The organism is Nocardia sp. NPDC055053, from assembly GCF_053608285.1.
The window spans coordinates 65,856-77,950 of sequence record NZ_JBSGVD010000023.1; the positions used below are offsets into that span (position 1 = coordinate 65,856).

Sequence of the window (12,095 nt, forward strand, 5' to 3'; positions counted from 1 at the left end):
GGCGGCGGTGCGGCTCCCGCGGCACACTGTGCGGCACGGCTTCGCGGTGGGCAACGATAAGTGAACGGAGATTAAAACGGGATCGGCTGGGGTGCCGGGGCCCAGTAGCTGGTGACCAGCTGTCGGTGGCCCCCAGTGAACGACTCGAAAGTGGCGTGAATCACTCTCCGCGTCGCGGGGGCTCGAGCGGGACGGCCTGAATCCGCTCGGCCACCGCGACCAGTGCCTCGACCAGATCCGGACGCCCGGCCAGCCGTGGGTTACGGACGGCTTCGATGACCACCGTGGTGACCGCGCGGATGAGCATCCGCGCCACGGGCGGGGCCAATTCGGGACGGAGCGCCTGCAGCAAGCGGGCCCAGCGGCCGATGCCGTCCTGGCGGACCTGCCGGTACCGGCGTTCGGCGGCCGTCGGCAGGTATCGGGTCTGGCTGACCGTGATGGCGAGCAGGTCGGGTTCGTCGACGCCGAACCGGGCGAAGTTGCGGGTGAGGGTCCGCAGCGCTTCCCCGGGATCCCGGCCGTGGGCCAGCGCGCGGGACACCAGCAGGTGGACCCACTCGTCGTGCCTGCGGACGATCTCGTCGAGCAGTTGAGCCTTGCTGTCGAAGTAGTGGTAGACGGCGGGGCCGGTGATTCCGACGGCCGCCCCGATGTCGTCGATGCTCACCCCGGGGAAGCCGCGGTCGGTGAACAAGTGGGCGGCTGCGGCGAGTATGCGTTCGCGGCGCACCGTGCGGTCGAGCCCGGGGCGGTCGCTGGCCGCCCAGTGTGCGCGAACATGCGCGGCGCGCGCCCCGTTCGCCGGGAGTTCGGTGGCCAGGACCGCGCGCGCGGTCGCGACGAGCACCCGCGCCGCGACCGGTGGGGGCAGTTCGAGCCGGTGGTAGGCCGGGCTCGCCGCGACCGAGAAGGCCGCCCAGCTCAGCAGTTCCACATCGCCCGGTCGGATATCCGGCCGTTGCGCCCGCAGGGCACGACGCAGAAACTCCATGAGCCGGGCGGCCCGCAGGAGCACCGCGATCCGGTCGGTGGGGTGCAGATGGCGGAACTCGAGCTGCCACAACCGGGGCAGGCCCCGGCGGTCGAGCGCCACCTGGACGAGTTCGGTGACCACCGCCTCGCCGGCGGGCGACCGGCGGGATGCGCTCTCGAGCCGGGCCAGCGCGTTGTCCAGCCCGGCGAGCAGGCACTGGCCGAGGAGTTGCTGCTTGCTGTCGAAGTGCCGATAGAGGGCCCCGGGAGAAATGCCTACCGCCGCGGCGACCATCGCCATCGAGGTGCCGTGATATCCGTCGTGCGCGAACGCGTCGAACGCGGCGTCGAGGATGAGCGTGCGACGGTTGCGCGGTCGCGTGCGGCGGGTGGTCACCTCGGATCTCATCCCCCTCAGTGTGCTTGCCTCGAGGTTTCCCCGCTGTACCAGCCGTCGATGTCGGCGCGAACAGGGCGTTCTCGGCCTGGTCCCGGGTCCGCCATGTGTGCCGGTAGACCAGCTCGGTCTTCAGATCGAACCTCACCCCGATTCTGCGGTCTCGCCCGAACCCAGGACGTGCTGTCCAAGCGCGAATCCATTGTGGGGTAACACGAGCCGAGACTGGAGCGGTATCCCCTCCGGATCCGGCGACCGTCCGGGTCCGGGAGGATCTGATGACAGCATCACCTTCTCGGTTCACCGCGATGCACCGCCAGATCCTCGGCGCGGTAGCGGCGCTCGGCATCGTCGCCTCGCTGCTGGCGCCGGGCCCGGCGCGTGCTGCCACGGCGACGATCGACCATCGCGTCGCGCGCAGCGACACCTGGGAGCAGCTCTACGTCTATTCACCGGCGATGGGCCGCGTGGTCGGCCTGGACGTTCTGCATCCGCGGGGATCCGCACCACGTCCCACCCTGTATCTGCTCGACGGCACGGGCGCGCGCGATGATCAGGCGCAGAGCACCTGGACGATGCGCACCGATGCGCCGGCCTTCTTCGCGGGCAAGAATGTCAACGTGGTGATGCCGATCGGCGGTGGCGGCACGTTCTACACCGATTGGCTCGAAGTCGACGACGCGCTCGGTCACAACCGGTGGGAACAGTTCCTGACTCACGAACTGCCGCCATTGATGAATCGGGAGCTCGCGGGAAACGGTGTGAACGGGGTCGCGGGGCTGTCGATGGGCGGGCAGGCCGCGGCAACGCTTGCCTTCCGTAACCCTGGCCTCTACCGGACCGTCGGTATCTTCAGTAGCTGTCTGCTCACGGGCGGCGTCGGTCAGCCCATGGTCCGTGCCGCGGTGCATCACCGTGGCGGGAACCCGGACAAGATGTGGGGCGGCTCGCTCGCGCCCGGCTGGGCAGCCCACGATCCCACCAAACACTTGGGCGCCCTTCGCAACACCGCGTTGTACATGTCTGTCGGCAGCGGCAAGCCGGGCCCGGCCGATGTCGACTTCGACCCCAGCTTCTCCTACCCGCTCGACCTCGCCGGGGCAATCAGCCTCGAGGAAGGCGCACAGGCCTGTACCCGGAACGTCGAAGGATTGATGCGGGGTGCGGGCCTGCGACCCACTGTGCGGTACACGATGTTCGGCACCCATTCCTGGCCGTACTGGCAACAGGCGCTACACGACTCATGGCCCACTCTCCGTACCGGGCTCGGTATCTGAACGAGGCGGGTTCGACCCAGCCGGATCACGGGCGGCCAGGATTCCGAGACCGGGCCGGCGGTGAAGTAGCACTCGTCGGCCTAGGCCCGACTGTCGGTTGCCCGGGCTCAGGCCTGGCCGGCGAGTGCCGCGCGCAGTGCTTCGCGCTGACTCGCGAAGAACGACCGCGATACCGGTGCGTTCGGCATGACCAGGTCGAAACCGTGGAAGGCACCCGGGACGATCTCGACGGTGCAGGGGACGCCGGCATCGGCCAGCCGTTTCGAGTACGCGATGGACTCGTCGTGGAACAAGTCGGCGGTGCCGACGCCGATCCAGGCGGGGGCGGTACCGGAAAGGTCGGTGCGGCGTGCTGGTACGGCGATCTCGGGGTCGGCGTCGCCGAGGTAGGCGGTCCAGCCGAAGTGGTTGCTGCGCCGATCCCACAGCCGCCATCGGGTGTCGTCCAGGTCGGACCGGGCCGACGTCCGGTCGTCGAGCATGGGATAGACCAGCAGCTGGAATGCCGGCGCCACCTCCCCTCGGTCCCGGGCGAGCAGTGCCAGGGACGTGGTGAGGCCGCCGCCTGCGCTCGCGCCGCCGATCGCCACCCCTCGCGCGTCGATGTCGGGGTGGCGCGCGAGCCATGTCATCGCGTCGTAGCAGTCCTCGAGGCCGGCGGGGTACGGATGCTCGGGGGCGAGCCGATAGTCCACTGCGGCGACCGCTATCCCCAGCGACTCGGCGAGACGACGGCACACCGCGTCGTCCTGTTCCGGAAGGCCGAGGACATATCCTCCGCCGTGTATCCACAGCAGAGCGGGCAGTGGACCGGCCACCGGGTGGCGCGGGCGGTGCAGCCGGATCCGGACTCCGGCATCGGTGGTCGTCTCGGTGACATGGGGAGAGGGGCGCAGCCGCAGAATCCGAACGAGTCCGCGCATCAACGGCAGCGACCTGCGGGAGATGGCGCGGGTCGGCGCGACCGCTGCCATCGAACGCAGATCCGGATGGAAATCACGCAGCGAGAACCTGGCCCGAATCCGATTCCATCGAGGGGTGAAGGTGTGGCGATCCATGGTCGGTCTCCCCATGCCGCTGATGATAACAAGCAATTGAAACGTGTTCTACTTCGCGTCGAAGCGCGCTGAGCCGGATCCAGGTCCTGTCGCCGCCGGCACGTGCAGGACCGGCCGTGGCCGCTTCGGTCTACCGGTGTGGTCGCGATGACCACGCCACCGGTGCTCTCCACGAGGTAGGGGGCACCGGTGGCGTGGTTGTGCTACACCGGATTGGGCGAAGTCTCCGCGGACTGCAGTGTGGGCGCGGGGTTGGCGATAGGCAGGCCGAGGAACCGGCGCGCGTTGTCGCCCATGAAGTCGTAGGTCCGTTGCACGTCCATGTTCTCGGCGTACTTCCAGTAGCCGAGGGGCTCGGCGAGGCCCTCGGGGTGGGGGTAGTCGGACCCGAAGAGCACTTTGTCCCACCCGACCGTGTCGACGACATCGGCGACGCAGCCTTCCCAGAACGGGCTCACCCAGATGTTGCGCCGGAACACCTCGTGCGGATGCTCGGGGAAATTCTGCGGCATCTTCTTGTAGAGGTCCTCGAAGTCGTGGAACAGCGGCTGGATCCACGAGCTGCCGTTCTCGACGCTGGCGACGCGAAGTTTCGGGAAGCGGGTCAGGGTTCCGTGACAGATGAGGCTGGTGATCATGTCGGCGATCTCGCGGTGCCCCAGGGTCATCCACCGGAACGAGCTCTGTGCCATGAAGTTCGCGGTGTGCGGCGGTTCCCAGCGGGCGATGTAGCTGTCGAGCGGCGGGTAGCTCGCGTGCAGGACGACGGGCAGGCCGGCGGACTCCACATCGCGCCAGAAGGGATCGAACTCCGGCAGGGCGGGCGAACGCCAGCCGTGCAGTCCGTTGACCGGTCCGGGCTTGATCAGCACGGCCTTGGCGCCGTGTTCGAGGACATAGGTGAGTTCCCGTTGTGCCGCATCGACTTCGGACAGGTTGATGATCGGCGTCGAGAACACACGATTCTCGTAGTTGTAGGTCCAGTGTTCGGCCATCCACTGGTTGAGTGCGTGGATGATCGCCAAGGTCAGGGCGGGATCGTCGGCGGCCGAATGCTCGACCAGGCTGGCCAGGGTGGGGTAGTTGAGTGCTTCGGCCACACCCTGACGATCGAGTTCGGCGATCCGGTCCGCCGGGTTCCTGGTTCCCGGAGGCGCGTCGATCGCGGGCCCCTGCATCTCGCGCAGGGTGAGCCCTTCGGTGTTCTCCCCGGCGAAGAACTTCTCGTGTGCGCCGGGGGCGGCCACCCGCTCGAAGGTCGGGTTCGGGATGAAGTCGGTGACCTGGTTGTTGATCACGATCCGGGTCTGACGGCCGATCTGGGCGAACTGCACTGCTCGTTCGTACCGGTCCGGCAGGTACCTCGTCAGCGCGTCGGGGTTCTCGTACATGTGCTGGTCGGCATCGAAAATCGGTGCGGCACGGAATTGTTCGCCGGTGCTGCTCACAGTCGCCCTCCTCAGGAGCTGGGTTGTCGCTCCGGGCCGCGCTGCGCGTGAGGCGAAGGCGGGACGGCCCGGTGGCCCTGGATCACCCCACGGGTAATTGTCTTATTTACGGTAAACCATACAGTAATGGATCAGGTGCGGGATCGGGGAGTTGTGCCGACGGGGAATCGCAGCAGCGATTCCTGGGCGAAGGATGCGACCAGAGTCCCGTCCTCGCCGAAGACATCCCCCTGGCCGTAGCAGCGGCCGTGTCCGACGAGGGCCGGGCGATGGCGGAGCAGCAGCCAGCCCCCGGTGGGCATCGGGTGGTGGAACCACAGCGTGTGCGAGGTGGTGGCGGAGGTGAAGTCCCTGCCGTTGCCGTGGTGGTCGACGCCGGGAAACGGTCGCAGCGCGGTCGCGATCACATGGAGATCGCTCGCGTAGGCCAACAGGGCCGCGCGGGCGCCGGAATCGTTGCCGGGCAGGCGCATCCACAGGTCGAAGTCGGTGGTGGCGTCGCCGTCGTCGGGTGTGGAGGTCGCTCGCGTGTCCCAGGGCAGGAGCGCGACCTCGATGCGGTACTCGGCCCCGGGTATCGACAGGGCGGGGCGGTCCGACTGATGCGCGGGGCCGTCCTCGTCGCTGTGCAGGGAGATCGCGCAGGTGGCGATCGTTCGTTCGCCTTGCTGCGCGGAGACGGTCAGTGCGCCGAACGAGCGCCCGAGGTGGACGGGGTCGATGAGGTAGGTGACAGGGTCGTCGGTGCGTCCTTCCCTGGTGAACAGGACATGCAGGGATTTGATCGACCGGTCCGGCGCGTAGACGTGTGCCGCGCGTGCGAACTGGGCGAGGAGCTGGCCGCCGAACAGGCGCCGGTGGGGCAGTTGCTGATTGGCTCCGGTGAGGATTCGTGGCGATTGGCCCGGCGCCGATGTCGTGGTGCGGTCCTGGTCCGTCGGCGGTCCGGGTTCGTGTAGATCCAGGCAGGTCATGAGGTCGTGTAGCACGTCGGTCACGAGCCGATGATACGTTCTACTGGAAGAATTACAGTAGAGGATTCGGCAATGGCTCATGGGAGGGTCGGATGACAGGGAATCGCGGTTCGGAGCTGCTCGGAGCCGCCCGTGTCTGGGCGCTGCTCGTGGCGTGCCTCGCGGTCGGGCTCGTGATCGCGGGCATGGTCGCGCTCTACGGTGCCCTGCCGAGCATCGCCACCGCGACCGGCGCCTCGCAGCAGCAATTGACCTGGATCACCGATTCCTACACCCTCGCGCTGGCCTGCCTGGTACTGCCGGGTGGCGCGCTCGGTGATCGGTACGGGCGCCGACGGATGATGGTGGCGGGCTTGATCGTTCTCGCCGCCGGTTCACTGATCCCGCTGGTGGTGTCGGGTCCGGTCTGGCTCATCGCCGCGCGCGCGGTGACCGGTGCCGGCGCCGCGCTGGTCATGCCGTCGACCCTGTCGTTGCTGACCGCGGAGTTTCCCGCATCGCGCCGTGGGCTGGCGGTCGGAATCTGGGCGGCGGCCGTGGCCTGCGGTGGTGCGATCGGCCTGCTGGGTACCGGCGCCCTGCTCATGTGGTGGTCGTGGACGGCCATTCTCGTGGCCATGGCCGGTGCCGGGGTGGTCCTGGCTGTGGCCGCGTGTACGGTGGCGGAGTCCGTCGAGGAGTCGCGGCCCCGGTTCGACATATCCGGTGCGGTGGCCGGGGCGGTAGCCGTCGGCTCGGTGGTCTTCGCGGCTTCGGAGGTGCCGCTGGTCGGGTGGAGCGACCCGCTCGTGCTCGTTCTTCTCGTGCTCGGTCTCGGTTCGGGTGCGTTGTTCGTCGCCGTGGAATTGCGGGCCGATGCGCCGATGCTGGATGTCCGGCTCTTCGCCGACCGGAGGTTCGCGTCCGGAGCGTTCACCATCACCGCGCAGTTCCTCGTGGTGTTCGGTGTTTTCATGCTGGTCGTGCAGTACTTGCAGCTGGTGCTCGGCTACGGCCCGCTGGGCGCGGCGCTGGCGGTGGCGCCGATCATGGTTCCCCTCATGCTGGTCTCGCCGGTCGCCCCCTGGCTGTCGGAGCGCGTCGGGTTGCGCTCGATGATGGCGTCGGGACTGGCCGTCACCGGTGTGGGCATGTTCGGGCTGGCCCGCCTGTCGGTACACAGTGGGTATGCCGAACTGCTGTGGGCATTGGTCGTGATCGGATTCGGCATCGCGCTGTCCGCGACACCGGCCACGGCGGCCATCGTCGGAGTGGTGCCGACGCACAAACACGGCGTCGCCGCGGCGGTCAACGATGCGACCCGTGAGGTCGGCGCGGCGATCGGGATCGCGGTCGTCGGGAGTCTGCTCGCTGCCGGGTATCGGGAGCGGATCGGCCCGGTGGTGGCGGCGCTGCCGCTGGAGGTGCGTGCTCCGGTGGCGGCCTCGCCCGCCGCGGCGCTGGAGGCTGCACGGGTGTTCGGGCCCGCGGCGCGTCCCCTCGTCGAGCAGGTCGAGGAGGCCTTTGTCCACGGGTCGGGCGCGGCGGCCGCGGTGCTGGGGACCGGGGTGCTCGCCGCGGCGGTGGTCACCGTCTTCTGGGCGCCCGGCCGAGTGCGCCCCGCCGCACCCGATTCCGGGGTGGGCGAGCGGCTGTCGGAGTCCGCCTCAGACGGCGCGCCGGTCGTCAGCACTGGGAAAACGAGCGAGACGAGCACTGGACTGGATTAGTTACTGTAATACCAACAGTAACTAATCCTGTCCGAAAGGGTGGTGCTCGATGGTCGAGCGCAACGGCGCCGGAACCGGTTCGCCTCGGTTGCCGGGTACGGGTATCGACGAGCCCGTTCTCGGCGATCTGATCGGCACGACCACCCACGACCTGCTGGACTATTTCGAGAAGTGCCCGTCTTGTGGGTATGCGGCGCAGGCGTCGGTCACCACGCGCGCCTTCTCCCGGGGTGTGCTGGAGCGCAGGGTCTTTCGTACCTGTGGCCTGCCCTGCGGTTGGCACGACTCGACGGCCGAGATCGTCGACGCGGTGCCGGTGATCCGCTGCCGCGGGGTCGGGCGGCGGGCGGTCACGCCGCAGCCCGGGTGAGAAACGTCCGGCGGACGACGGCGGACGAGCCGACGGCGAGACCGCTGTGCAGCGGCTCGTGGAGCAGCACGAGGTCGGCGGGACTGCCGGCCCGGATGCGCCGGGGCAGGCCGCCGGGATCGTGGAGCGGCGCGAGGTAGGCGTCGAGTGCCTGTGTGGGAGAAAGGCATTCCCCTGGACCGATGACCTCGCCCGTATCCGGGTGGCGGTGTACGGCGGCCGCCATCACGGCCCAGGGATCCATCGGACCGTATGGCGCGTCGCTCGACAGCGCGACGCCGATTCCCGCGTCGAGCAGTGTGCGACAGCGGTACAGGTCGGACAGGTCGTCGGCGGCGAGGTGGTCGCGATAGTAACTGCCGCGATGGGCGAGAAATCCGGGCTGGGTGACCACGCGCACGCCCCGGCTCGCGAGGGCATCGATGGTGTCCGCCGGCACGATCGCCGCGTGCTCGATGCGGTCTCCCGGAAACGAGCCGGCGACCTCCAGCGCGGCCATCAGCAGCACCAGGGCCTCGCGGGTCACGCAGTGGACCGCGACAGCGCGGCGGTCCGCGTGCGCGGCGCTGATGCGCGCGACGAGGTCGTCGAACAGCGGTAGCCCTGAATCGGCCAGCACGATCTTGTAAGGCCCGGCGCCGACGCGATCGGGATACTCCGGCCTCCTGCCGAGCGGGGCACCCAGCAGCGAGACCCGTTGCGGTAGATCGCCATCGGCGACGGCGGAGACCAGCGCCGCGTGCGACCGGCCGGACAGGTCCGGCGTGGCGTCGGTGACTCCGGTGATCCCGAATCCGGTGAGGGTCGCACCCACCCCGTCGAGCCGCGGCGGGCCGGTGCGCGGCAGCCGGGTGCGCAGCCACGGGTCCGCCCGCCAGATACGGCCGGTCGGCACACCGTCGGTGCCGCATTCGACGCCCGGGTGCGCGGGACCGCTGATTCCCGCGGCGGCGAGGGCGGCGGTGTTGAGGATCCACATCGCGCCGCTGCGATGTTGAATGCGGACGGGGCGTGCGGAATACAGCGCGTCCAGTGCCCGTGCGTCGAGATCGCCCGCGACGGTGTCCACGTAGCCGGTGCCGCGTACCCAGCCGTGTTCGTCACCGGGCGCGCCTGCCAGAGCCGCCGCGAGGGCGGCGTGATCCCGGACAGCAGGTGGTCCGCACCGTGTGGAATTCGCGTCGGCGGCGGTCGCGTGCAGGTGTAGGTGATGGTCGTGCAGACCGGGGATCAGCGCACCACCGCGCGCGTCGATCACCTCCGCCGCGTCGCGGGAGGACAGGGCCCGGCCGAGCTGCTCCACGCGTCCGTCACGGAGCCGGACATCCACACCGGGAACACCGTCGACCTCGGCGCGCCGGATCACGATGACGGTCACGGGACCGGAATCCGCAGGGAGCCGAGCACTTCGGCGGTGTCGGCGCCGGATTCCGGCGCGGGACCTGCCGGTACCCGGGGAGTGGGATCGGCTACCGGCACCGGGCCTGCCTCGGTGTCGGCGATCCACTGCTCGCGGTGCCGCCGGACGCGCGTGACCGGTTCGTCGGTCAGGGTTGCCGTGACGACGTCGGTCATCGAGAGGTCCCAGAGCACGCCGGACCCGTCGGCTGGAACCGAGGCCGCGAGCGCGGCGGCGGTGATACCGGTGAGTGGGTCGGCGATCGCGTCACCGACGAACACCGGTGTGTTCGTGCCGATGTCGTGGGCGACCAGGCCCGCGGCCGCGGCGATGTCGTCGCCGAAACCCACCCGGTATGAGGATCGGCCCGCCGCCGTGATCGAAATCCAGCAGGTACCGCGGGCGATCGCGCGGGCGGCATCGAGTCCGAAACCGGCCAGCGCCCTGGGCCGGGAGGATTCGATGACGATATCGGCAGCGTCGACGAGCGCGGCCAGAGCACGCCTGCCACCCGGTTCCGCGGGGTCGAGCACCACGGACTCGTGGCCGTGGTGCAGCAGCGCGTAGAACTCCGGGCTGCCACGCCGCGCACCGTCCGGGCGGTCGGGGGTTTCGACCTTGACGATGCGCGCACCTGCCAGCCCGAGCAGATGCGCGCACAGCGGTCCCGCCCACAGCGCACTGAAATCCACGACGAGGAGTCCGCCGACCGCACGAGCAGCCATCGGCGACGACGCACTGGGCCAGGGCGTCGGAGTGGATGAGTTGACGTTGCCGGGAACAGATGGACACGGGATGATCCGGGTGCGGACGGGACCTGCTGCGAGACCGAGTAGTTCGGCACGTTCGGCTAGTTCGGTGCCGGGGTGCTCGTGGGCCCAGCTCGTCAGCGCGGGCCAGGGATCTGCTCCGCCGAGATCCGTGCCGACGAGCGCGCCGATCAGGTCGGGGTCACCGGGCCGGGCACAGGACACCGCGGCCCAGCCGTCGGCGGTGCGCAGCAGCCGGCAATGGCGGCCTGCCGAGACATCGCCACCGCGGCGCAGCCCGGTGATCGCGGCGCGTTCCCCGAGCAGTCGCGCACCGTCGAGCCCGATCGTTCTCCCGGCGGCGGCAGAGAGGACGGAGATCAGCTCCCGAGCACGAGTCGCTGCCCGCCCCGGCGGCATCAGCACGGGTCCGTCCGGTCGCCCGGTCAGCGTGACCACACCACTGTCGCACCAGTCCACCACCGGTGAACCGGACTCGGACGAGCAGGTGAAGGGCACCGCTCGATAGTAGGGCGAAGGACCCGGCCCCGGGCGCGATCGTCCCGCGGGTGCCGCCTCGCCCGATTGCCGTGGGCGCTGTGGTGCAGGGCGGTGCGATCGATCGGCGCGGGTGAGTACATGCGCCCGCGGTGGCCGGCGTGTCACGATGGGCAGGTGAGCCGTTATGGGACCGACCCGGCGCCGGTGGACTTCGAACTCGATCTCGACCCGGACGGAACGCCGGTGCAGCCACTGCTGGTCCTGCCGCTGGACGACTGGGCCGACGAGTCGCCCGCACGGATCGCCGACACGGCGGCCTTGCTGTCGAGTTCGCTCCGCCTCACCGTCGGTGTTCTGCGCGGCGCGGCGGCGCCCGCGGTGACCCCGCTGCTGGATGCGCTGACCCTGACACTGAGCGACCGTCCGGACGTGTCCCGGCAGATCGTTACCCACCCTGATCCCGCCACGGCCGTGCAGCAGCTCGAGGAGGCGACGAGACACAATCCGCGGGCGAGCGTTGCGTTGGGCAGGCTCCTGCGCCAGACCGGCGTCGCGGACACCACCGTGGCGCTGAGCAGCGAGGCCGCGGTGTACTCGATGCTGTTGGCGGGCACCGAGTTCCGGACCTGGTTGCGCGACCGGGGCGGTCCGCGTCCGGTGGTTTTCCCCGACCGCCCACTGGTGCGATGCGACCGCTCCGGCGCAGAGCTCGCGCTCGTCCTCGATCATGCCGAGCGCCGCAATGCGCTGAGTGCGCGCCTGCGCGAGGAACTCCTCGAGCTACTGCGCCTGGCCGAACTCGACCCGGGTATCGAGCGGGTGCGGATATCCGGGGCAGGCCCGGTGTTCTGCAGTGGCGGCGATCTCGACGAGTTCGGCACCGCCACCGACGTCGTCGCCGCCTACGAGGTTCGGCTCGAGCGCGCACCATGGCGCATCATCGACCGGCTGCGCGACCGGGTCATCGTGCACGTCCAGGGCGCCTGCATCGGCGCCGGCATCGAGATGGCGGCCTTCGCGGGGCGTCTGGTCGCGGCGCCGGGCACCCAGTTCCGGTTGCCCGAGATCGGGATGGGACTGGTCCCCGGCGCCGGGGGCACGGTGAGCATCCCCCGGCGCATCGGGCGCTGGCGTGCCGCATGGATGATGCTGACCGGCGACCCCATCGATACCGCGACGGCGTTGCGCTGGAACCTGATCGACGACATCGGCATCGACTCGCGAGCCTGAACCCTGCC

Annotated in this window: 10 protein-coding genes; 4 read left to right on the top strand and 6 right to left on the bottom strand. The window is 69.7% G+C overall.

All coding sequences use genetic code 11. The features are described from left to right. Positions 1-160: 160 nt before the first annotated feature. Positions 161-1,384, bottom strand: a complete 1,224-nt coding sequence (locus tag ACWF82_RS23030; RefSeq protein WP_452504179.1) for a TetR/AcrR family transcriptional regulator — start codon at positions 1,382-1,384, stop codon at positions 161-163. Positions 1,385-1,650: 266 nt separating this feature from the next. Between ACWF82_RS23030 and ACWF82_RS23035 the strand changes: the two genes are divergently transcribed. Next, positions 1,651-2,649, top strand: a complete 999-nt coding sequence (locus ACWF82_RS23035; RefSeq protein WP_452504181.1) for an alpha/beta hydrolase — start codon at positions 1,651-1,653, stop codon at positions 2,647-2,649. Positions 2,650-2,756: 107 nt separating this feature from the next. Here ACWF82_RS23035 and ACWF82_RS23040 read toward each other — a convergent pair whose 3' ends face one another. The 3 genes from ACWF82_RS23040 to ACWF82_RS23050 all read right to left on the bottom strand — a co-directional run bounded on the left by ACWF82_RS23040 (position 2,757) and on the right by ACWF82_RS23050 (position 6,153). Further along, a complete protein-coding gene (locus tag ACWF82_RS23040) occupies positions 2,757-3,623 on the bottom strand; it encodes an alpha/beta hydrolase (RefSeq protein WP_452504258.1) in 867 nt (288 codons plus the stop codon). A 287-nt stretch (positions 3,624-3,910) separates the two neighbouring features. Beyond that, positions 3,911-5,098 (bottom strand): amidohydrolase family protein, encoded by a 1,188-nt coding sequence (locus ACWF82_RS23045; protein ID WP_452504260.1) that lies wholly within the window; start codon positions 5,096-5,098, stop codon positions 3,911-3,913. Positions 5,099-5,286: 188 nt separating this feature from the next. Beyond that, positions 5,287-6,153, bottom strand: a complete 867-nt coding sequence (locus ACWF82_RS23050; RefSeq protein WP_452504183.1) for an acyl-CoA thioesterase — start codon at positions 6,151-6,153, stop codon at positions 5,287-5,289. A gap of 68 nt (positions 6,154-6,221) precedes the next feature. On the opposite strand from ACWF82_RS23050, the gene ACWF82_RS23055 reads away from it, so the two are divergent. Together ACWF82_RS23055 and ACWF82_RS23060 are read left to right on the top strand one after the other, a co-directional pair. Beyond that, positions 6,222-7,838: an MFS transporter gene (locus tag ACWF82_RS23055; RefSeq protein ID WP_452504185.1), complete on the top strand. Its 1,617-nt coding sequence runs from the start codon at positions 6,222-6,224 to the stop codon at positions 7,836-7,838. A gap of 49 nt (positions 7,839-7,887) precedes the next feature. Further along, positions 7,888-8,208, top strand: a complete 321-nt coding sequence (locus ACWF82_RS23060; protein WP_452504187.1) for a hypothetical protein — start codon at positions 7,888-7,890, stop codon at positions 8,206-8,208. On the opposite strand, the gene ACWF82_RS23065 is transcribed toward ACWF82_RS23060, so the two are convergent. Together ACWF82_RS23065 and ACWF82_RS23070 are read right to left on the bottom strand one after the other, a co-directional pair. After that, a complete protein-coding gene (locus ACWF82_RS23065; RefSeq protein WP_452504189.1) occupies positions 8,189-9,586 on the bottom strand; it encodes an amidohydrolase family protein in 1,398 nt (465 codons plus the stop codon). The genes ACWF82_RS23060 and ACWF82_RS23065 overlap by 20 nt on opposite strands. Beyond that, entirely contained in the window at positions 9,583-10,875 is a 1,293-nt protein-coding gene (locus ACWF82_RS23070) for a CoA transferase (RefSeq protein WP_452504191.1), read from the bottom strand. Before ACWF82_RS23070 ends, ACWF82_RS23065 begins: the two co-directional genes overlap by 4 nt. A gap of 156 nt (positions 10,876-11,031) precedes the next feature. On the opposite strand from ACWF82_RS23070, the gene ACWF82_RS23075 reads away from it, so the two are divergent. Next, on the top strand, positions 11,032-12,087 hold the full coding sequence (locus ACWF82_RS23075; protein ID WP_452504193.1) for an enoyl-CoA hydratase/isomerase family protein: 1,056 nt from the start codon (positions 11,032-11,034) through the stop codon (positions 12,085-12,087). Positions 12,088-12,095 lie beyond the last annotated feature (8 nt).